This window comes from Sulfurimonas sp. NW7, from assembly GCF_051132265.1.
Taxonomy (GTDB): Bacteria; Campylobacterota; Campylobacteria; order Campylobacterales; family Sulfurimonadaceae; genus Sulfurimonas; species Sulfurimonas hydrogeniphila.
This window is the reverse complement of the sequence record NZ_CP093235.1, coordinates 2,212,074-2,233,946: the sequence shown is the minus strand read 5'-3', so window position 1 is coordinate 2,233,946 and position 21,873 is coordinate 2,212,074. Positions and strand designations below refer to the sequence as shown.

At 37.5% G+C, this 21,873-nt stretch carries 21 protein-coding genes; 10 read left to right on the top strand and 11 right to left on the bottom strand.

Features of this window, described 5'->3' with window-relative positions:
• Positions 1-47: 47 nt before the first annotated feature.
• Both ruvC and MLC35_RS11645 read left to right on the top strand, forming a co-directional pair.
• Positions 48-527 carry a crossover junction endodeoxyribonuclease RuvC gene (ruvC, locus tag MLC35_RS11650; RefSeq protein ID WP_151899245.1) on the top strand — a complete coding sequence of 160 codons (480 nt, stop codon included), beginning with the start codon at positions 48-50 and terminating at the stop codon, positions 525-527.
• A 3-nt stretch (positions 528-530) separates the two neighbouring features.
• Complete coding sequence (locus MLC35_RS11645) at positions 531-842, top strand: pyrimidine/purine nucleoside phosphorylase (RefSeq protein WP_418640835.1); 312 nt, start codon at positions 531-533, stop codon at positions 840-842.
• Positions 843-845: 3 nt separating this feature from the next.
• Here MLC35_RS11645 and trxC read toward each other — a convergent pair whose 3' ends face one another.
• The 5 genes from trxC to purB all read right to left on the bottom strand — a co-directional run bounded on the left by trxC (position 846) and on the right by purB (position 6,020).
• Positions 846-1,271 (bottom strand): thioredoxin TrxC, encoded by a 426-nt coding sequence (trxC, locus tag MLC35_RS11640; protein WP_434637125.1) that lies wholly within the window; start codon positions 1,269-1,271, stop codon positions 846-848.
• Between the two features lie 92 nt (positions 1,272-1,363).
• Positions 1,364-1,759 (bottom strand): flagellar assembly protein FliW, encoded by a 396-nt coding sequence (gene fliW, locus MLC35_RS11635; protein ID WP_434580658.1) that lies wholly within the window; start codon positions 1,757-1,759, stop codon positions 1,364-1,366.
• Positions 1,760-1,768: 9 nt separating this feature from the next.
• Complete coding sequence (locus MLC35_RS11630; protein ID WP_346389054.1) at positions 1,769-2,119, bottom strand: hypothetical protein; 351 nt, start codon at positions 2,117-2,119, stop codon at positions 1,769-1,771.
• Entirely contained in the window at positions 2,101-4,467 is a 2,367-nt protein-coding gene (locus MLC35_RS11625) for a ribonucleoside-diphosphate reductase subunit alpha (protein WP_434637123.1), read from the bottom strand. Before MLC35_RS11625 ends, MLC35_RS11630 begins: the two co-directional genes overlap by 19 nt.
• Positions 4,468-4,691: 224 nt before the next feature.
• Positions 4,692-6,020: an adenylosuccinate lyase gene (gene purB / locus MLC35_RS11620; protein ID WP_346389053.1), complete on the bottom strand. Its 1,329-nt coding sequence runs from the start codon at positions 6,018-6,020 to the stop codon at positions 4,692-4,694.
• A gap of 92 nt (positions 6,021-6,112) precedes the next feature.
• Between purB and MLC35_RS11615 the strand changes: the two genes are divergently transcribed.
• Positions 6,113-7,021 (top strand): RluA family pseudouridine synthase, encoded by a 909-nt coding sequence (locus tag MLC35_RS11615; RefSeq protein ID WP_434637121.1) that lies wholly within the window; start codon positions 6,113-6,115, stop codon positions 7,019-7,021.
• A 526-nt stretch (positions 7,022-7,547) separates the two neighbouring features.
• On the opposite strand, the gene rlmN is transcribed toward MLC35_RS11615, so the two are convergent.
• The 3 genes from rlmN to hisF are packed head-to-tail and all read right to left on the bottom strand — an operon-like array spanning position 7,548 to position 9,921.
• Positions 7,548-8,621 carry a 23S rRNA (adenine(2503)-C(2))-methyltransferase RlmN gene (gene rlmN / locus MLC35_RS11610; RefSeq protein WP_151899253.1) on the bottom strand — a complete coding sequence of 358 codons (1,074 nt, stop codon included), beginning with the start codon at positions 8,619-8,621 and terminating at the stop codon, positions 7,548-7,550.
• Complete coding sequence (locus MLC35_RS11605) at positions 8,618-9,160, bottom strand: purine-nucleoside phosphorylase (RefSeq protein WP_346389051.1); 543 nt, start codon at positions 9,158-9,160, stop codon at positions 8,618-8,620. The genes rlmN and MLC35_RS11605 overlap by 4 nt, the downstream gene beginning before the upstream one ends.
• Positions 9,161-9,162: 2 nt before the next feature.
• On the bottom strand, positions 9,163-9,921 hold the full coding sequence (hisF, locus tag MLC35_RS11600; protein WP_346389050.1) for an imidazole glycerol phosphate synthase subunit HisF: 759 nt from the start codon (positions 9,919-9,921) through the stop codon (positions 9,163-9,165).
• 140 nt (positions 9,922-10,061) lie between these two features.
• On the opposite strand from hisF, the gene MLC35_RS11595 reads away from it, so the two are divergent.
• The 7 genes from MLC35_RS11595 to fliI all read left to right on the top strand — a co-directional run bounded on the left by MLC35_RS11595 (position 10,062) and on the right by fliI (position 16,569).
• Positions 10,062-10,664, top strand: coding sequence for an ISAs1 family transposase (locus tag MLC35_RS11595; RefSeq protein ID WP_434636478.1), 603 nt, complete (start codon positions 10,062-10,064; stop codon positions 10,662-10,664).
• Between the two features lie 92 nt (positions 10,665-10,756).
• Entirely contained in the window at positions 10,757-11,227 is a 471-nt protein-coding gene (locus tag MLC35_RS11590) for a hypothetical protein (protein WP_434636476.1), read from the top strand.
• Positions 11,228-11,305: 78 nt separating this feature from the next.
• On the top strand, positions 11,306-11,776 hold the full coding sequence (locus MLC35_RS11585) for a CZB domain-containing protein (RefSeq protein ID WP_346389049.1): 471 nt from the start codon (positions 11,306-11,308) through the stop codon (positions 11,774-11,776).
• Positions 11,777-11,846: 70 nt separating this feature from the next.
• Positions 11,847-12,689, top strand: coding sequence for a 16S rRNA (adenine(1518)-N(6)/adenine(1519)-N(6))-dimethyltransferase RsmA (rsmA, locus tag MLC35_RS11580; RefSeq protein ID WP_151899257.1), 843 nt, complete (start codon positions 11,847-11,849; stop codon positions 12,687-12,689).
• The gene (locus tag MLC35_RS11575; protein ID WP_434637119.1) at positions 12,628-14,574 is read left to right on the top strand and encodes a ribonuclease J; all 1,947 of its coding nucleotides are present in this window, start codon (positions 12,628-12,630) and stop codon (positions 14,572-14,574) included. Before rsmA ends, MLC35_RS11575 begins: the two co-directional genes overlap by 62 nt.
• A 99-nt stretch (positions 14,575-14,673) precedes the next feature.
• Positions 14,674-15,258, top strand: coding sequence for a GTP cyclohydrolase I FolE (folE, locus tag MLC35_RS11570; protein WP_346389048.1), 585 nt, complete (start codon positions 14,674-14,676; stop codon positions 15,256-15,258).
• A gap of 3 nt (positions 15,259-15,261) precedes the next feature.
• A complete protein-coding gene (gene fliI, locus MLC35_RS11565; RefSeq protein ID WP_434580651.1) occupies positions 15,262-16,569 on the top strand; it encodes a flagellar protein export ATPase FliI in 1,308 nt (435 codons plus the stop codon).
• Here the strand turns inward: fliI and MLC35_RS11560 are convergent.
• From MLC35_RS11560 to MLC35_RS11550, 3 genes are read right to left on the bottom strand one after another with little or no spacing between them, the layout of a single operon-like run.
• Positions 16,564-18,654 carry a hypothetical protein gene (locus tag MLC35_RS11560; RefSeq protein ID WP_434637117.1) on the bottom strand — a complete coding sequence of 697 codons (2,091 nt, stop codon included), beginning with the start codon at positions 18,652-18,654 and terminating at the stop codon, positions 16,564-16,566. The genes fliI and MLC35_RS11560 overlap by 6 nt on opposite strands.
• Before the next feature lie 9 nt (positions 18,655-18,663).
• On the bottom strand, positions 18,664-20,253 hold the full coding sequence (gene recJ / locus MLC35_RS11555) for a single-stranded-DNA-specific exonuclease RecJ (protein WP_434637115.1): 1,590 nt from the start codon (positions 20,251-20,253) through the stop codon (positions 18,664-18,666).
• Positions 20,243-21,862 (bottom strand): CTP synthase, encoded by a 1,620-nt coding sequence (locus MLC35_RS11550; RefSeq protein WP_151899263.1) that lies wholly within the window; start codon positions 21,860-21,862, stop codon positions 20,243-20,245. Before MLC35_RS11550 ends, recJ begins: the two co-directional genes overlap by 11 nt.
• Positions 21,863-21,873: the final 11 nt, after the last annotated feature.

Genomic DNA, 21,873 nt, shown 5'->3' with positions numbered 1-21,873 from the left:
TTATATTGTTTTCTATATAATGGTGAAAAATGTTTTAAAGGCCTTAAATGACTATACTTGGTATAGATCCCGGAACAAGAAATATGGGGTATGCACTTATTTCGTTACAAAATTCCAAAATATCGCTTATCGAAGCTGGACTTATAAAAATGAAGGCAGAAGATTTGCAGTTTCAAATACCGCAAATGGTTGAAGGATTGAGCAGTATATTTGAAAATCATGTTATTGACGAAGTAGCCATGGAAGATATATTTTATGCCCACAATCCCGCAACAACAATTAAACTGGCACAGTTTCGCGGAGCAATAATGCTAAAACTTTTACAGGAGTTTGGACAGTTTCATGAATATACGGCGTTGCAGGTAAAAAGAGCGCTTACAGGCAAGGCAAAAGCACAAAAAGAACAGGTGGCATTTATGGTTCAGCGCCTGTTAAACATAAAAAAAGAGATCAAACCTCTTGATATATCAGATGCCATGGCTGTAGCCATAACACACTCTCAGAGAGTCAAACTAAAAAAAGGATAAAAAATGTCAAAATTTGAAAATGTGAATATTGTAAAAGAGGCAAATATTTATTATGACGGAAAAGTAACGAGCAGAACAGTTGAATTTCCTGACGGAAGTATAAAGTCTTTGGGAATTATGCTGCCGGGCGAATATACTTTTAATACGGCAGATAAAGAAATTATGGAGATTATGAGCGGTGATGTGGAAGTAAAACTGCCAGGCGAAGAGTGGCGCACACTACTTGTGCCTGAAATTTTTACAGTACCGGCCGACTCTTCATTTGAAATAAAAATAAAGAGTGTAACCGATTACTGCTGTTCTTATATAAAATAAAATTTAGTTACTGTGTTTTGAAGCGAGAGAAACAAGTGCATTTACATCAAGCGCACCGCTGACTCTTTCAACTTCACAGCCATTTTTAAAGACGATAATTGTCGGAATTGAACGAATTCCAAAACGTGCACCAAGATTTTGCTCATTTTCAGTATTTACTTTTGCAAAAAGTGCTTTGAGTGGAAATTGAGTGGCAGCACGTTCAAAATTTGGAGCCATCATTTTACATGGACCGCACCATGGTGCCCAAAAGTCAACTATTACCGGAATATCACTGTTGACAATTACTTCATCAAAATTTGCATTTGTAAGTTCTACAGGTTTTGTGTCTAAAAGTGATTGTTTACACTTCCCGCAGTTTGCTTTTTTATAACTCTCTTTTTTTGGAACATTGTTTACTGTAAAACAGTGTGGACATACAATTTTCATAGAATTCTCCTTTTTGAAGTGTATTTTACACTCAATTTGGCAATTGTAATGCTACCTAAGTTCCATATTATAGTCTAATTTCAAAATATATTTTATGAAGATGTCTCTTTTTTAAATGATTCTATACTTTCTGCCATGCCATAATCCGGATTTTGTTTTGGTTCTAAAACAATTTGGGCCAATGTATTGTTGTCATGGTTAATAATAATGGGCGCTAAAAAATTAATTGTTGATTTTTCCAAAGGTTTCTGAATAAGTAAAATATTGAAAACACTTATTTCTGAATTGTCAGTAATTTTGAGTAACTCTTTTGTTTTTTCAGGAATTTCAAAAGGGTATTCGCGTAACATATAAGGATTGACCAGAGTAAAAGATATGCCCGGATTTTGGCTGTCTTTCATAATGGAAAAAAGTGCATCTATTTCATTTATATCTACCTGCCTGGTATTTACAAATCCAAGTATTTCGCCTTTTACCTCATATGCCATTGTCATCCTTTAAAATTGTCCCTCTTTATATTTCAGATCCTTAGAAATGATATAGAGCGTCGAGTTTTTAATTGCTTGGATATTATAGCACTCTCCTATGCCAAATGCAAATTCTTTGTTTACATGTAAAAGACTTGCTCCGTCACTCATATTTATAAACTGTAACTTGCTTTGTTCAAGCAGTCTTGCATCTGTTACCTCTGTAAAATCAAGTGTTAGGGTTATCCAGTCATAATCACGTGCGGCATCTTGAACTGCAAGAACTAATTTCAGATGAGTGGGTGAAATGACTTCGAGGGAACGCAAGTCGGCATTTTTAAAGCTGTCAAACCGCTCAAGGTCTATTGGCAACCGACACACTCCATACTTCTGTCTTCGACATCGCTTGCCATTTCCGGTGACTGTGAACGCAGATAATAGGTAGATTTGAGTCCCAGTTTCCATGCCAGCATATAAATTTCATTAAGATAGCGTCCGCTTGCTTTGTCAAGTGTTATAAAAATGTTGAGAGACTGCCCCTGATCTATCCATTTTTGTCTGATAGCGGCTGCTTTTATAAGAACGGTCTGGTTTAAATCATATGCCGGAGTATAATAACTCCATGTCTCAGGTGAAAGATTAGGAACAACAACAGGAATCAGTCCGCTGAGATTTTCTTCTGACCATTTGCGTTTAAAGACAGGCTCAATAGCCTGTGTAGTACCTGTTAAAATAGATATGGATGATGTAGGGGCTACAGCCATCAGATAACCGTTTCGCATTCCCTGTTTTTTTACTTTGGCCCGGAGTTCATCCCATTCGTATTTTGAAGCAAAGAGTCCGCCACGGTCAACCAGGTTTACCACCTCGGCATTTGCATGGTCTTGAGGCATTATTCCTCTGCTCCACTTGCTTCCTTCAAATTCGGGATAGCTTCCTTTTTCAACAGCCAGATCAGAAGAGGCGGAAACTGCATTATAACAAACAGCTTCCATAATTTCGTCTATTTTGTCAAAATGTTCCTGACTTCCCCACATAATTCCGGCTTCTGCAAGCATCTGTGCTTCGCCCATAACACCCAAACCGATAGAGCGGCTTCGCATGTTAGTCCGTTTTACTTTTTCAACCGGATAAAAATTCAAATCTATAACATTGTCCAAACATCTGATAGCTGTGGGGACAATTCTGTCTATATCTTCTTTTGTATTTATGCGTGAGAGATTTATAGAAGCAAGGTTACAAACAGCCGTAGCGCCGTCAATTTTTTCTTTTTCCACAGCAAAAATAGGAAGTCCTCCCAGTGAATCCAAAGCAGTGACTTTTTTGGCGGGTTTTGTTATACCACTGTCTACAGTTACCAACTCCTCTTCTTCATAACTGATGCTGTCACCGTTTTCAAAAATAAATTTTATTTTATAATGGTTAGGCTGAGTGTTTTGAAAAATTTCTGTACAGAGATTGGAACTTCTGATAATTCCGTAATGATCATTCGGATTTGCACGGTTAGCATTGTCTTTAAAACAAAGAAACGGTGAACCTGTCTCAAAATAAGAAGTCAAAATCTTTTTCCATAAATCTTTTGCCTTTACTTTTTCTTTGATGATACTCTCATCCTGTTCAAATTTGAGATAAAGTTTATTAAATTCTTCGCCGTAGACATTCGTGAGTTCTCTGGTATCATATGGGTCGAAAAGTGTCCAGATTGCATCCTCTTCCACACGTTTCATAAACATATCGTTTAGCCATAGAGACGGAAACAGATCGTGAGCGCGACGACGCTCTTCACCGGAGTTTTTCTTCAGGTCTAAAAAGTCGTTGATATCTATATGCCATGGTTCAAGATAAACAGCAATAGCACCTTTTCTGGTACCGAGTTGGTCTACGGCGATGGCAATATCATTTGTTATCTTTAAAAAGGGGATAGTTCCACCTGCTGCATTTTTGTGGCCGTCTATAAAAGAACCCATTGAACGAACCTGGGTCCAGTCCCAGCCGATTCCTCCGCCAAATTTTGAAAGCATTGCCATCTCTTTGTATGTGTCAAATATACCTTCGATATTATCAGGAGTAGAGCCTATATAACAAGAACTTAACTGGTGTCTTGGTGTTCTTGCATTGGAGAGTGTGGGCGTGGCTAACATAACTTCGAATTTACTAATCATGTTATAAAATTTGATGGCCCACTCTTGACGTTTTTCCTCGCGCTGTGCCAAAAACATTGCGATGGCCATAAACATATGTTGAGGAAGCTCTATCGGGTTTGCATCTCTGTCTTTAATCAGATATCTGTCATAGAGTGTTTTAATGCCCAGATAATTAAACTGCAGATCTCTTTCCGGTTTAATATGTTTTTCCAGTTCGTCAAGATCATACATCTCTTTTAGGCCCAGAAGAATTCGTCCCTCTTTTTCTCCTTTTTCAAAATACTTTTCCAATTTGCAATAACCGGTAAAACCGTTTACCTGATGGTAAAGATTAAAAAGAAACAGACGTGAAGCCACAAATGTCCAGTTGGGTGCATCAATATCTATTTTATCTACCGCGGTTTTAATTAAAGTTTCTTGTATCTCTTTTGATGTTATACCGTCACGAAAGTGAATTTGGGCATCAACTTCCAGTTCACTTTGGCTGACATTGGCCAAACCTTTTACAGCAGCAGAAGTATATTTTTGGATTTTGGATATGTCAAGAGGTTCTGTTCGTCCGTTTCGTTTTATAACTGTTATCATAAATTTATTCCCTGATTAAGAATTTTTTATATAATTATGTATGCAATAATCATATAAAAAACTATAAGATATTGTTAATTAGCATAGTTAGTATTCTAGCGAAAACTCTCTCTTAAAAATATTAAAGCAGTAAAATTTTTACAAGTTTTATATATTTGTTATATCTAAGGAGATAGAAGAAAAAGTTATATTCAGCATAGCAATTACAGCTATGCTGAAGTTGTTTATTTGAAAACTCTTGCAAATATTTTATCTACATTTTTTGTATAGTAGTCGTAATTAAAACATTCTCTGATAACTTCTTCACTAAGTGAATTTCTCAACTCTTCGTCTGCAAGCAGATGATTAAGATAGAGGCTCTCTCCTTTTTCATTAACCGTAGGTTTGCCCTGTTGAATCTCTTCCCAGACTTTCATGGCATTTCTCTGTACGATTCTGTAGGCATCTTCACGACTCACACCCTGCAGTGGAAGTTCAAGTAAAACACGTTGAGAAAATACAAGTCCTCCTGTCAGGTTGAGATTTCTCATCATGTTTTCAGGATATACAGTCAGGTTTGCGATAACGTTATTCATGCGGTGCAGCATAAAATCACTTGTAATAAATGCATCAGGGAGCCAAAAACGTTCTGTGGATGAGTGGGAGATGTCACGTTCATGCCAAAGAGCTACATTTTCCATAGCAGGGTTTGCATAGGCACGTATCATGCGAGCCAAACCTGTTATGTTTTCTGTGAGGATAGGATTGCGTTTATGAGGCATTGCGGATGAGCCTTTTTGGCCTTTTGCAAAATACTCTTCGCACTCATATACTTCCGTTCTTTGCCAGTGACGAACCTGTACGGCAAATTTTTCTATGGAACTTGCCATTAATGCCAAAGCTGTTGCCAGTCTCGCATAACGGTCACGCTGAATAACCTGGTTTGAAACAGGTGCTGGCTTTAAACCAAGCTCTTCACAGGTATACTCTTCAAGTTCCAAAGGAGCATGCGCAAAATTTCCCATTGCTCCACTTACCTGTCCGACTGCTATAACATCCATAGTCTGTTCAAGGTTTTCGAGATGACGAGCCATTTCATCATACCAGACAGCTAACACGAGACCAAATGTTATAGGTTCTCCGTGAATTCCGTGAGAACGTCCGACCATTAAAGTCATTTTGTGTTCCATGGCACGTTTTTTAATAGACTCCATAATCATCTTTACATCTTCTATTATAAGCGAAAGGGAATCTTTCATCTGAAGCGCAACGGCTGTATCAATAGTATCTGAAGATGTCATACCATAATGAAACCATCTGCTCTCTTCACCGAGAGATTCTGATACCGAAGTTGTAAAGGCAATCAGGTCATGGCGTGTTACCGCTTCTATTTCATCTATGCGTTTAATGTCAAACTTTGCGTTCTTAACAATTTTGTCCGCATCTTCCTGAGGGATTTTTCCCAGTTTTGCCCAAGCTTTTACTACAGCAATTTCAACATCAAGCCACGCCTGGTATTTTGCCTGGTATGTCCATTTTGATGCCATCTCTTCCCGTGAATATCTATCTACCATTATATAGGTTCCTTATGATTGTTTTTATGCTAGAATTCGCATAGATTAAAGTAGTTTATTTTACTCAAATATTCATTAAAGAGGATTGAAATTTGCCATTCGTAAGAAAGAGAATGTTTGCACCAAAAAAACAAAAAGCATTTTTATATTTAATTCAAGAACTTGGGTATACCCAAAAAGAAGCACAGCGTCTTATTGCCAAGGGAAGGCTTTTTGTTAACGGAGAACCGATGACGAGGACTGCAGGTGAAATTGAAGGTGAATTTGAATTTATCTACTTTGAACCTATTACAAGAGGTTTGGAACCTACATACGAAGAAGAAGAGTTTGTTGTTTTTGACAAGCCGAGTGGTGTGCTTATTCATCCTCAAAACAGATACACGCCCTACTCTCTTATAGATGAATTAAAATACCAATACGGCAGAGATGCAAATATTACACACAGAATCGATCAGGAGACAAGTGGTCTGGTCTTGTGTGCAAAGAACAAGCAGAGTGAACGTGATATTAAAATGATGTTTGAGCAAAGAGATATGAAAAAGAAATATTTGGCATTTGTACACGGAGATTTTAAAAAAGAGCTTACTGTGGTGGAGCCGCTGTTAAGAGCAGAAGATGAAAGTGCTATTGTTCGTATGGTAGTAAAAGTTGATACAAAAGGCAAAGCTTCAAAAACTTTTTTTAGACCATTGGAATATTTTGAAAAACTAAATATGACACTTGTGGAATGTGTGCCGTATACAGGAAGACAGCATCAAATCAGAGTGCATTTGTTTCACGTGAAACATCCGATAGTCGGTGATCCGATTTATGGACAGAGCGAAGAGAATATCGTTAAATTTTTAGAGAGAGAACTATCTGCCGAACAAAGAATAAAAAACAGCGGAGCACAACGTTTATTGTTACATGCCAGTGAATTGGCATTTGATTTATATGGGGATTCTTATATCATAAAAAGCAAGGTAGACTTTTTAAAAACATGTTTATTACATGTAATGTGAATAACTTTTTTTTAAGAAGATAAAAATAATATTTATTTATGTGAATAATTTTTTTAAATCTCTTTATAGCCCTGTAAATAGGGCTTTTGGAAGATTTGTAAACTGTTTTAAGGTAAAATTTACATAAAATATTTCTTAAAAAATAAGAAAATTTACAAATTTTTTATCCATGAAATTATGTGATATTCACACTTTAGAACAATGTGTGAATACTACACATTTAGAGAAAATTGACAAATTTTATTATGATTAAAATTTATTTTAAGATGAAATTTATTTTTAAGATTAGTAGGGTATTATTACACTCATAGACGACCTCCCTGGTGTGTTGGTCGTCTGCTTTATTTTGATCCAGCTTTATATGACTTTAATTAAAACTTTACTCTTTTTCTTCTTTGGTTGCTGCCCATATAAAACCGCCAACGCCAATGGCAAAAACTATCACTAACAAAACTACTTCACTGATATCAACACTACTCATAACTATCCTTGATTTTTATTATAATTATACTCTTAGATTTGTTATCTAACTGTTTATCTCATCTTGATTTTTTTCTTTTAACTGTCCACAAGCGGCACTGATATCTATTCCTTTAGAATCGCGTATGGTAGAGAGTAAACCGTGGTTTATAAGGTATTCCTGAAATTTGATCATATCTTCGCGTGATGGACGTTCGTAAGGTGTACCAGGATAGGGATTAAAATAGATAAGGTTTACTTTTGCTTTAATTCCGCTAAGGAGTTTTACAAGTTTTTTTGCAGAACCCAAATCATCATTTTTATTTTTAATGACAAGATATTCAAACATAACACGCTTGCGTGTATCAATTGGAAAACGTTTTACCGCTTCTATAATTGAGTTGATGTTATGTGCTTTATTCATCGGAATAAGCTCTGTGCGCAGTTCATCATCAACCGCATGGAGTGATATGGCTATATGCACACCCAGATCCATTTGACCGAGTTTGTCTATTTTGTTACTGAGACCACTTGTGCTTACAGTTTGTCTTTTTGCAGAAATGGCAAGTCCCTCTTCTTCTTTAAAAATTTCTATAGCCTGTGCAAGATTTTCAAGATTGTCGAGAGGTTCCCCCATTCCCATGTACACTATATTTATCTTTCTGTTATGTTTGTGTTTGTTGTCACGTTTGAGTGTTACTACCTGTGCAACAATTTCTCCGGCAGTCAAATCACGGGTAAAACCGCCTTTGGCCGTCAAACAAAAACTACAGCCGACTTTGCAGCCAACCTGTGTGGAAACACAGACTGTATATTTTGCCTCTTGTGTTATTTCACCATTTTCATCAACTTGCTCATCTTTCATTTTAAGCCAGACTGCTTCAACGGTCTTGCCGTCCTGTAGCTGCAAAAGATATTTTATTGTACCGTCGCTTGACTCTTCTTTTCGTACGATTTCCATGGGATTGATGGTATATTTTTCGCTCAGTTCTTCTTTTAATGCTTTTGGGATGTTTTTCATTGCATCAAAATCCTGTGCATACTGATGATACAGCCAACCATAAATCTGTTTGGCACGAAAAGATGGTTTGACTAACTGTGTCAGTTCTTTTTGTGTGAAGTCATATAAAGAAGGTTTCATTTTGCTGTTAGCTCTGCTATACGCTTTTTTACATGCTCTTCAAGGAGTTCTTTTGCTTTGGATTGATTCTTGAGAAAATCTTCATGAGCCTGTTTGTTAGTATAGTTTGTTATACAAAACACACCGCCGGCAGGAATATTAAACTCCTGGGCAATGCGCAACACTGAAAAAAATTCCATATTTTCTATGCCGACACCAAATTTTAAAAAGTTTTTTGTCAATGTTTCGTTTGTAGATATATAATTTGATGAGTTGACAACAATGTCTTTTTTATTGGTAGTGTTTGTTGTGACAACATTATCAAGCGGTGTATAGGCATCATTACTTAAAAATGCCAGTTCTATATTTGCAGCGGTTTTTGATTCTATGATATCAAATATTTTTTTTTCTCCATAGCTTCCTGCAGTTCCTACAAAGAGTAAAAATTCCGGTTTGTCAAATAGACAAAGCCGTGTAAGATTCATAGCTGTTTCAATGAGCCCTACTCCCATTGGAGTTGCAAAAGAAAATGTTTCATTGTTTCCTGCACATATAATCATTGTTATAGCCTTACCGGAATATTTTGTTCATGTAAATAATGTTTTAGATCCATTATATCTATCTCTTTGTAGTGAAATATGGAAGCAGCCAATGCAGCATCTGCTCCGTGTTCAAATGCTTCTTTTATATGTTGCATTGTACCTGCACCGCCACTGGCTATGACCGGTACATGTACTGCACGGCTTATCTGTTCTGTTATATTGAGCTCAAAACCTGCTTTGGTTCCATCCGCATCCATAGATGTCAAAAGAATTTCTCCGCTTCCTCTGTCTACAACCTCTTTTGCCCACTCTACGGCGTCTATACCTGTATCTACGCGTCCGCCGTTTAGGTAAACATTGTATTTGTCACCTGTTTTTTTCACATCAATTGCTGTGACAATACACTGTGATCCAAAGCGTTTGGCACCTTCGTCTATGAGTTGGGGTCTTTTTATGGCTGCGGAATTAACGCTGACTTTATCACAGCCGACATTTAAAAGTTTGTATATATCATCTAGTTTGCGAATGCCTCCGCCTACAGTTAGCGGTATAAAAATTTCTCGTGCTACCTGGGCAACTATATCTACTATTGTGTCTCTGTTGTCAGAAGAAGCTGTAATATCCAAAAATGTAATTTCATCTGCACCCTCTTCATTGTATCTGCGGGCTACTTCAACAGGGTCACCGGCATCTTTGAGTCCTACAAAATTGACGCCTTTGACAACACGTCCGTCTTTTACATCCAGGCATGGGATGATTCTCTTTGCAAAATAATTCATAGCGCAATTATACACTTTTAGGCTTAATGATTGATTTTGTTTCACGTGAAACAAAAGTTTTACACCCCAATCCTAAAAAAAGCCATAACAAAAAGTAGAACGATAATTGCTGTAAGTATTAAAAAATAAAAAGAGAAGAAATGGCAAGAAAATCAAGAGAAAAACTTTCAAAGAAGCGATCAATTAAAGGGTATAAAGAACAAGCCGAATCAAATCAACTTTTGAAACTATTTTCAGGAGTTACAGATTATCGTAAAGCCAAAGGGAAGAGACATAAAATAGAGCATGTTTTATATTTATCTGTGTTAGCTGGATTAATGGGAGCAACAGACTACAAACAAATTTCAATTTGGATAGATAAACATATTCAAAAAGAACAAATAAAAAAACTTTTAGGGATAGAATTTATACTCACTCCAAAAAAAAGTGTAGTATCAGAGATACTTGCAAAAGTAGATTCAGAGGAGGTAGAAGGTGTTTTTAGAGAATGGATTAAGAACTATGTTGATACTACAGGAAAACACCTGAGTGTTGATGGAAAGGTCATGAACGGTAGTAGATATAAAGACAAACGTTCAATTGAAGTAGTAGGTGCAGTTCTTTCAGAAATTGGTGTAGTCATTGCACATCAACAAATAGCACAGAAGTCTAATGAGATACCAGCCCTACAGGCTATGATAGGGGAGTTGGATGATACATTCATCTTTACCTTTGATGCAATGAATACTCAAAAAAAACGCTAGATGCCATTGAAAATAGTGGCTCAAAATATATTGCTAAAGTTAAAGACAATCAAAAAACACTCCTTGATAAAATAGATGAAATATCAAGGGAAATGAAACCAACAAGCACCTATAACGCAAAACCTATCCAGCAATCAAATGAATGGATACAAAGGGAAGTGTTTGTATATAAACCTACAACTTTTTACCATAATGGAATTTCTCATGTTCGTTCAATAATAAAAACTATCAAAAAAGTAGAGCATATAAATCATCAAACTAAAGAAGTGACCAATAGCACAAGAATTCAATTCTGTATTGCAAACTTTCGTGAAGAAGCAGAATTTTTTCATAATAAAATACTACATCATTGGAAAGTAGAAACGATGCACCAGTACAAAGATAATGCGCTTAGAGAAGATGACCATAACTGCCATTTAAATCCATTTTTAATGACAATCATTAGAAGTATGATTCTTAATATTTTACATCTTAATGGTGCAAAATCTATACAAGAACAACTTATCAACAATAGATGGGATTTGGATGATTCTATCTCTCAACTCTTGAAATTTAGTTTTTAGAGGATTGGGGTGAAAGTTTTATATTGCTTTAATATAGTTAGGACTATAATCGTTCATTATATTTGGATAGGAATGTAGATGAAGAAGGATGAAACATTAAAAAGTTTAGAAAATGCAGAAGTAGAATTGACAAGGTTTGTAGAAACAGCAAAATCCTTAATAGACGGGATAGATCCGGAAGATAGAATTTTACCAACTTCATCCAGAGAAACAAAATTTGGTCAATGGTTTTATACCGATGGACAGAAGTTGAAGATACTCTCAAACAATCCGCTGGAGTGTATGAGCAATATTGAAGAGCTTCATGACAAACTTCATGAAAGATATCGTGAAATTTTCGACTTGTATTTCGCTGAAGAAAAAAAAGGCGGATTTTTATCAAGAATATTTAAACCAAAGCAAAAGGTACTGACTGAGTCGGAGTTGAAGCTTGTAAACGAAAAGTATCTTGCAATGGAACAAATAGCCGAAGAACTTTTGGCAGAAATAGCAAGACTGCAAAGACGATTAGTGGCTGTTTCAGAAGAAAAAATCAATGCTTTAGTATAAAAAAAGAGAAAAAAATTGATTTTTTCAGTCTGTTACCTTTTTGTAAGTAAAAAAAAGATATCATAGTGCTATGAATAGAGAAAGTATTGTAGCAAAGAAGAAGTTTGGACAAAACTTTCTTAAAGACCAGTCAGTTTTAAGACAAATCGTCGAAGCGATGCCCAAAAACGAGAATAAAATCGTAGAAATTGGGCCTGGCTTAGGTGATTTAACTAAATTTTTAGTTGATGTCAAAAGTGTAGAAGCTTTTGAGGTAGATACCGATTTATGTAAACTGTTACAAAGTACATTTAAAGAAGAGATTGCTACCAAGCGACTCCATATAAACTGTGGAGATGTTTTAAATGCTTGGCAGAGTGAACTTGTGCGTGAGCCTTATGATTTGGTGGCAAATTTGCCCTATTATATTGCTACGAACATACTATTGAAAGCACTCGCAGATCCTATGTGTAAAAATATACTTGTAATGGTTCAACTTGAAGTAGCAGAAAAGTTTTGTGCAACTGCAGGTGAAAAAGTTTTTGGTTCTTTGAGCGTAATAGCCCAAAGTATAGGAACAGCACAGATTGTTGTGAAAGTTCCCCCGACTGCATTTGATCCTCAGCCCAAAGTGGATTCTGCTGTTTTTCTGATAGAGAAAAATGCTGATAGAAATGACAAAGAGTTCGAGGATATGCTAAGAGTTGCATTTTCGCAGCCTCGAAAAACTTTGGTGAAAAATCTATCTTCAAAATATGACAGGAAAAAACTTCAGGAAGTTCTGGAAAAACTGGAACTTGCATTAACGGTTCGGCCTCATCAGGTAAGCACTAACGACTATCACCAACTCTATAAATTAACAAGGAGTTTGGATGGCAGAAGAGATACAAGAGGCAGCACAAAGCAAACCTCAGGAACAACGCAAACCAAATAACAACCGCAAACCAAATAACAATCGTAGACCAAACGGCAATCAGAAGAAGCCAAACGGTGAAAAAAATGCAAATGCAAAGCCAAGAACAAACAACAATAAAAACAAAAGTCGCGGCCGTCACAAAAGAGGAGCTTCTCCTATTGATGACAAGCTTAAAGCATTTGTTGTAAAAAATCAGGAAGCACACAAGCAAAGACTGAATCCGCACTACAAACTGGATTTGGAATCAAAAGCAAGAGTCCGTGTCACACCGCTTGGAGGGCTTGGAGAAATCGGCGGAAATATTGCTGTATTTGAAACTGACAATGAAGCAATTCTTGTCGATGTAGGGATGAGTTTTCCAGATGAAGAGATGCACGGGGTTGATATACTGATTCCCGATTTTACCTATCTGCATGAAATCAAGCATAAAATTGTCGGTATTATCATTACGCATGCGCATGAAGATCATATCGGTGCAGTACCGTATCTTTTTAGAGAACTGCAGTTTCCTATATACGGAACGCCATTGCCTTTGGCAATGATTGGAAACAAATTTGATGAGCATCATTTAAAAGAGGCTAGAAAATATTTTAATCCTATTGAAAAAAGAAAAGTCTATAAAATAGGAAATGATTTTGAAGTTGAGTGGATGCATATGACCCACTCTATTTTAGACTCTTCTTCTGTGGCGATTACAACAGCAGCCGGAACTGTGATACATACAGGTGATTTCAAGATTGACTATACACCGATAGACGGGTATCCCGCAGACTTACACCGTTTGGCACATTATGGCGAAAAAGGGGTGTTGTGTTTGATGAGTGATTCGACAAATTCACATAATCCTAATCCTACACCGTCTGAGTTAAGCGTTGCACCGGCACTTGACCGTGTATTCAGCAAGGCAGAGGGAAGAGTGGTTCTTTCAACGTTCAGCTCAAATATTCATCGTGTTTATCAGGCAATTCAGTATGCTGTGAAATATGGTCGTAAAATTTGTGTTATCGGACGTTCTATGGAGCGTAACCTTGAAGTGGCTATGCAATATGACTATATTAAATTACCAAAAAATATCTTTGTGGAACCGGATGAAGTGGCACACATGAGTGATAAAGATGTTTTAATCGTGACAACAGGTTCTCAGGGTGAAGGCAATTCTGCACTGTTTAGAATGTCAATAGGTGAGCACAGACATATTAAAATTAAACCGACTGATTTGATTGTTCTCTCCTCCCGTGCTATTCCCGGTAATGAGGGTTCTATTTCCCAAATGCTTAATCACCTGCAAAAATGTGGAGCTAAAATTGCCTATGACAAAGATTTACATGTTTCAGGACATGCATCTTTAGAAGAGCAAAAATTGATGCTTCGTCTCGTTAATCCTAAGTTCTTTTTACCGATTCACGGTGAATACAATCATGTAATGAAACATAAAGAGACTGCAATGCTGTGTGGTGTACCTGAGAGAAATATTTTACTTATGACAGATGGAGAACAGATAGAGATTGCACCAAAATATATGAGAAAAGTCAAAACTGTAAAAACCGGCAAGACATATATTGACAATCAAAACAATTATGAAATCGAAGATGACATAGTTATGGATCGCCAAAAACTTGCGACAGACGGTGTTGTTATGATAGTGGCTCAGGTGAGTGAACAAACCGGAAAAATGATGGATAAACCAAAAGTGACATCATTTGGTCTGGTCGCTGACAAAAGAGACAGGGCTTTTGCAAAAGAGATAGAAGAAATACTGGAAAACTTCCTGTTGAACATGAAGCCCGGACTTATCGGTAATCCTAAAACTTTAGAAGGTGATTTGCGTCAGGTTATCAGAAAACATATTTTCAGAAAAATGAAAAAATACCCGCTGATTGTTCCAAATATCTTTATTCACTAAAAAAATACCTCAAGTTTAGTCTTGAGGTATTTTTATTACATCATCTTTTCAGCAAATTCTTGCTACTCTATCATACTAAAAACTTTAAAAGGCATAACTTTGTCAGAGAATAAAAACAGTGAATTTGAAAATGCAGTCAAAATAATGATGCATCATGTCGGAGAAGATCCAAGTCGTGAAGGGCTGTTGGATACACCTGCACGCGTGCGAAAAGCCTATGAGTTTATTTACGGCGGATACAAAGAAGATCCTGCGGAAATTTTAAAAAAAGCGCTTTTTACGACCTCCAATGATGAAATGGTTTTGGTAAAAGACATAGAGTTCTATTCTACATGTGAACATCATCTTCTGCCTATTATCGGTCGGGTACATGTAGCCTATATTCCAGACGGAAAAGTGGTCGGACTTTCAAAAATTCCCCGAGTTGTCAATGTGTTTGCCCGCCGTATGCAGATTCAAGAACAGCTGACGGAACAGATTGCTGATGCCATTATGGATACGATTGCGCCAAAGGGTGTTGGTGTTGTCATTCAGGCGCGTCATATGTGTATGGAGATGCGCGGTGTTGAAAAGATAAACTCAACGACAACATCATCAGCGCTTCGCGGACTTTTCAAAAAAGATGAAAAAACACGCAGTGAATTCTTTTCTCTCATTAATTCTCCTACGGGAAACAGATACTAAAATATGCCATTATCATCACTGAAAGAGAAACTTGCAAATAAAAACTATTCGGTCTCTTTTGGCGAGGTTGTGAAAATAAACGCAACGATTATCACGGCAAAAGGTTTACATGTAAGCATCAGCGATATGGTAAAGATTGTCTCAGATACTACAGGACAGGAGACTGTTGGGATGGTAACGGAGATTGATGCAGATCTCTTTTTCATTACACCTTTTTCATTTGTAGAGGGATTTCGTTCGGGAGATAAAGTATTTTTAGATTCCACAGGGTTGAATATTCCTGTAGGCCCTGCTCTTTTGGGACGTGTAGTAGATCCGTTTATGCGCCCTGTTGACGGCAAAGGCAGTATAAAAGAGGGAAAGCTTACTCCTATCATAAAAGCACCAATAGCGGCAATGAAAAGAGGCATGATAGATGAAGTTTTTTCTGTGGGGGTCAAATCAATTGACGGACTGCTTACCTGCGGAAAAGGACAGAAACTCGGAATATTTGCAGGAAGCGGTGTCGGAAAATCAACCTTGATGGGTATGATTGTCCGCGGAGCAGATGCCCCTATCAAGGTCGTAGCGCTCATCGGTGAACGCGGTCGTGAAGTTCCTGAGTTTATAGAAAAAAATCTCGGTGGTGATTTGACAAATACTGTTATAGTCGTGGCAACGTCAGATGATTCTCCTTTGATGCGAAAATACGGTGCTTTTGCCGCAATGAGTGTTGCCGAACATTTTAAGGATCAGGGCAGAGATGTGCTCTTTATTATGGATTCTGTCACACGTTTTGCTATGGCACAGCGTGAAATAGGGCTGGCACTTGGAGAACCACCGACTTCAAAAGGCTACCCTCCCTCCTCTCTCACCCTTTTGCCCCAGTTAATGGAACGTGCCGGAAAAGAAGAAGGCAAAGGAAGCATTACGGCCTTTTTTACCGTTTTGATAGAGGGGGATGATATGGGTGATCCTATCGCTGATCAGTCCCGTTCCATTTTAGACGGACATATTGTACTCTCACGGGAAATGACAGATTTTGGCATCTATCCGCCTGTGCATATTTTAAATTCGGCTTCAAGGGTTATGAGTGATATCATTACACCGGAGCATCTTAAAGCAGTGATGAAATTTAGACGCCTGTATACGCTACTCAAAGAGAATGAAACACTCATAAGAATAGGTGCCTATACAAAAGGCAGTGATGCTGAACTTGACGAGGCTATTGATAAAAAAGAGGATATGGAAAAATTCATAACGCAAGATTCGACAGTACAGATACCGTTTAGTGAGACTGTCGAGGTGTTGACTGCTCTTATGAATTCATAATATTTGTGAATCAAACCAGCTGTCCCGTGAACGTTTTTCCCCCTGTTCGTGAGTAATGGCAAGTTTTTTGGTACTATTTGTTTCATAGCCATTCATGATAATTCTAATCTCTTTGTCTATACCGAAAATATCAATATAGGAATAAATGATATTTTCGGCACTGTTGAATCTATTTGTATTGATGAGTTGTTTTATCTGTGTGTAGAAACTGAGTCGAAGAAGATTCCCTGTTCTTTGTTTTCTTGAAGGTGTGTATATCAGTTCCCCCAGTGTCTTTTTTATGTGTTGTATATCACCGTTAAGCGCATGTTTTTCACACTCATTCATAAGCTTCTGCCAGTGTTTTTCAAGAAGTTTTGTAATTTCAAGATTTTGCAGTCTTGTATCGCTGTCTATAAGTTCATAGCATTTTTTAAAATCATTATTTGTATAGTATGAGAGAAATTTTTGTACAGATTGCGCATATTCATATAACTCTTGCAGTATATTCCTGTTACATGTAAAGAGCTGTGCAGATTTTATTTGCTGTAGTGCTTTTTCAACATTGGCGCTGTCAATTGTATTTTTTATATTTTGCAAAAGCATTTCTTGTGATTTTTGCAGTTCATAATATCCGGGAATATCCTTAAAAACCTCATATTTTGATATAAGTCTGTCAATTGTCCTGTATTCTTTATATTGCAGTGCTTTTAAAAATACTAAAAATTCTTCATTTTGTCTGAGCAAAAGGTTTATAAGCGGGCGTTTTGACAAAATTGTTATGTATGGGAGCAAAAGTTCTTTTGCTCTGTCTAAATTGCCAATGAGGATCTGTTTTTGGGCAAAAATATATGATTTTTTAAAATCAGCTTCCATTTTTTTATAGACAGAGGTATGTTGCAAGGGTGCAAACTTTTCACTGAGTTTGTAGGCAAGAGCATATTTTTTGTCTCTGTAAAAGTGTTGAAAGGCTGCATAATTTTTATGCGCTTTGAACAAAAGCTTAATATCATCTGTTTTACTGTTTATCTGCTGTAGGATATTGAGAATTTTTTTTAGTTCATTTTTATTGGAGTTTATAAGATGAACAAAAGCTTTTGCATAAAGTTTTTGATAAAGGGTTTCAACTTTTTTATGCTCTTTTGTACCTTGAAGTCGCGGATCTGCATCAATTATGTCAAAAGCTTTGACAATATCTTTGCGAAGTATACACATTTTCAGATCATCAGCATCGGCAAATGTAATAGTGTAGAGTTGTTGGTTTTTTAGAGCAACAACAAGCTTTTTCTTATGCGTCAAAATCATAGTATCGACTTCATGCCCGAAGCTGAGATATTTTGGGCTTACAAGCTTTTTGCTTCTAATATTTACAAGCGAAATACTCTTTGATCTTCCGCTTATAAGTGCAAAATCAGTCCGAGGAAAATATATAATATTTTTTATTGCACCAAAAGGCATATGTAAAGAGAAGTTTTCTTCATCTTCGTGAAGTTTTTGTATATAGAGTGTGCCATCATGACTGCCAAGCATAAGCGTCTGCTCGTTTATGAAGCATAAAGCCTCAATAGCTACTTTGGAAACACAAAGTTTTTTTATCTGCTGGTGTGACTGCAGATGAATTATACTGACATAACCTCCATAGCCGCTGCATGCCATATAGTTTCTATGAAAAGCAAAAGCATTGATATTTTGGTGTTTAAACGAGATAAGACGGGCTATTTCTCTTTGAGTATCATGCCGGTAGAGCATAACTCTACCCTCGTTCGTAGCACTGACAATATAAGGCATATCCGGTATAAAATGAAGTGCGGTAACAGTACCATTGTCGGTATAAATAGTTTGCAAAAGACTTTTGTTTGTTAAAGAAACTATATATATTTGAATACCATTGGCAATGGCGCAAATATTTTCGCTTGGATGAACAGCAACGGCAGTTGTTTTATAATTTAACTGTGCGATGGAGAGGATTTTTTTATTTTGACAATCATCAGCATCAAAAATTCGCATACCATGGAGTTTGGTACTGAGTGCTACGGTGTTATTGTCCAAAGCCTGTAAGACAGTGATTTGAGAGCGGACTTTTAGACACTCATAAATCTTTGGCATGCAAGGCTTCTAAAAGATTTTATTCACTAAAAGCTGGGCAGAGACCCTGCCGTTAAATTCATTTTTGGTTACGGAGTAACTGCATGTAATCTTTTTATTCTCTGGCATTTCATAAACACGCCGAAAAGCAATAAGCTCTATAGTCTCTCTTTGATGCGGGTATTGTCTGATTTCAATGCGCGAATGTGATTTGTCGGCACCCATCAGTTTTATACTGACAACTTCTGCATCTTTTATAAGAAAAGTCGGCCGGAGATTCGCTTCTCCATAGGGTTCAAACTGTTCAAGCAAATCCAGCAGTTCTGTATCTATATCTTCGCTTGCCAAGATTCCGCTTATCTGTTCTTTTGGTATAAAATGATCATCAGGAATTCTTTGTGCACTTCTATTGACAGCTTCTTTAAAGGCTGCTATATCCTTTACATGTAAACCCAGTCCTGCTGCCATTTTATGCCCGCCAAATTTAGTTAACAGATGTTCATTTTCTTTTATGAGTTCATATATATTGACCTCACCGATACTTCTGGCACTCCCTTTGGCTTCTTCATCTTTTATACTCAAAACTATAGCAGGAGATCCAAACTTATCAACCAAACGGGCGGCTACAATGCCTACAACACCTTCATGCCAGTTTTTACCTGCCACAACAATAATTCTATCGTTTTTATTGACAGAGTTCAGTGCCTCTTGCGTTGTTTGTGTTTCAGTCTCTTTTCGTAGATTATTGAGCTGTCCCAAGAGTTCAAACTGTTTATAAGCCGTATGTGTATCGGATGCAGTATAAAAATCAAGGGCAATAGAAGCATCTTCAAGGCGTCCGGCAGAGTTGATACGCGGTGCTATGTTAAATGCGATATCTTCACTTGTGATGTTTGACTTGTTTAAAAAGTCCCTGATAATAACACTGGCAGGCCTGTTGGAGTGCATAAGGAGATTAAGCCCTTCTTTGACAAGTGTTCTGTTTATATTGACAAGAGGCATAATGTCCGCAATAATTGCAATCGCCAAAATATCTAAAAATTGCTTCATATCTATACTGAGTGCAAGCTCTTTTTTAACAAGTCCAAGTAAAAGCCATGCAACCTGTGCGCCACATATCTCTTTAAAAGGATAGTTACATGTAGAGAGCTTTGGATCAACAATAGCATAGGCATCTGGTAAAACATCGCCGGGAGTATGATGATCAGTAATAATTAGGTCTATTTTGCGTTGTTTGCATATATCGGCTGCTTCTATTGCAGATATTCCGTTATCAACAGTTATAATCAAGTCCGTATCCACTCTTTGCAAAACAGTAGGATTTACCCCATAACCATCATGAAAACGATTGGGAATAATAGCTTCAAGAGGATAGGGAATCTGCTTGAAAAAATCAACAACTATAGCAGTAGAGCTGACACCGTCTACATCATAATCACCTACTAACGTTATACGTTTGTTAGCGCGTATAGCTTCTGCAATTTTTTTTGCGGCTTTATCTGCATCATGAAGCAATTGTGGATTTGGAATTTGGGAAAGTTTTTTGTCTTCCTTGTCAAACCTTTGTGCAAGCAGAGCAAAAAGGTCTGATTTGTTTAAGTGGGGTATATTACTCAGCATTTAAACTGGCATTGACAAATGCTAGTATAGATGGATTTGGAGTTTGGAGGCGTGATGTGAATTCAGGGTGAAACTGCACCCCTAAAAACCATGGATGGCCTTGAATCTCTACTGTTTCTATCAACCCGTCAGACTCACCTGTGACTATCATGCCGGCATCCTCAAGCTGTTGTCTGTAGGCAGGGTTTGCTTCATATCGGTGACGGTGTCTTTCATAAATTGTTTTTTGTCCGTTATAGGCTTCACGGAGCAAAGAACCCTCTTTTGTGTCACACGGGTACTCTCCAAGACGAAGGGTCCCGCCCATCGGCGACTGATGTGTCCGAAGCTGCATACCGCCGCTTTGGTCCAAAAAGTTGTCTATAAGATAAATCATAGGGTGCGGTGTGTTTTCATCAAATTCAACGGAGTTCGCACCCTCCAGTCCAAGCACATTTCTTGCATATTCTACAAGCGTAAGCTGCATGCCCAGACAGATGCCGAGATAAGGTATCTTGTTGACACGGGCATACTCAATTGCCTGTATTTTTCCTTCAATTCCCCGGTTTCCAAAACCGCCTGCTACCAATATGCCGTCACAGTCACTCAGAAGTGTCTGTGCATCTCTTTCTTCTATCTCTTCAGAATCAACCCAGCAAATTTCAACTCTGCTGTCAAGATGAGCTCCGGCATGAATAAGAGCCTCTGTTAGTGATTTGTAGGACTCTTTGAGGGCAAGATATTTTCCGACAAATCCTATAACTACTTTTCCTTTTGGCTGTACGATTTTTTTGACAAGAGTATCCCACTCTTGCATATCAGGTTCTATCTCGCCAAGATCAAGTTCTTTTGCTATAGGTTTTAAAATATTTTGTCTTAAAAATGACATAGGAACATCATATATGCTTGCAGCATCAAGTGCTTCTATAACACTGTCCGGTGCAACATCACAGCTCATTGCAAGCTTTTTCTTGAATGTTTTGGGCAGAGCATTTTCGCTTCTTGCTATAATCATCTGCGGTGTGATACCGATACGGCGAAGTTCCTGAACCGAGTGCTGTGTCGGCTTTGATTTCATCTCACCGGCTGCTTTAATGTAGGGAATAAGGGTTACATGGACAAAAAATGTACCGGCAACTTCATCATCATGTTTCATTTGGCGAATCGCTTCCATAAATGGCAGCCCTTCAATATCACCAACCGTTCCTCCAAGTTCCACTACAAGAATATCATGCCCTTCCCCGGCTGCTTTTATACGCTTGACAATTTCACCGACAATATGCGGAACAACCTGAATGGTCTGTCCGAGATACCCGCCTGCGCGTTCACGCTCAATTACACTTGAGTAAACCTGCCCTGTTGTAAAGTTGGATGTTTTTAAAAAAGATTTGTCCAGGAAACGTTCATAGTTTCCAATATCAAGGTCAGTTTCTGCGCCGTCTTTTGTAACAAAAACTTCTCCATGCTCCAGCGGACTCATCGTACCCGGGTCAACATTGATATACGGATCAATTTTAAGCATGCCTATATTCTTACCGGCATGTTTGAGTAAAGTACCTATACTGGCAGCTGTAATCCCTTTTCCAAGAGAGCTTAATACTCCACCGGTAACAAAAATGAATTTAGTCATTAAAAAATCTC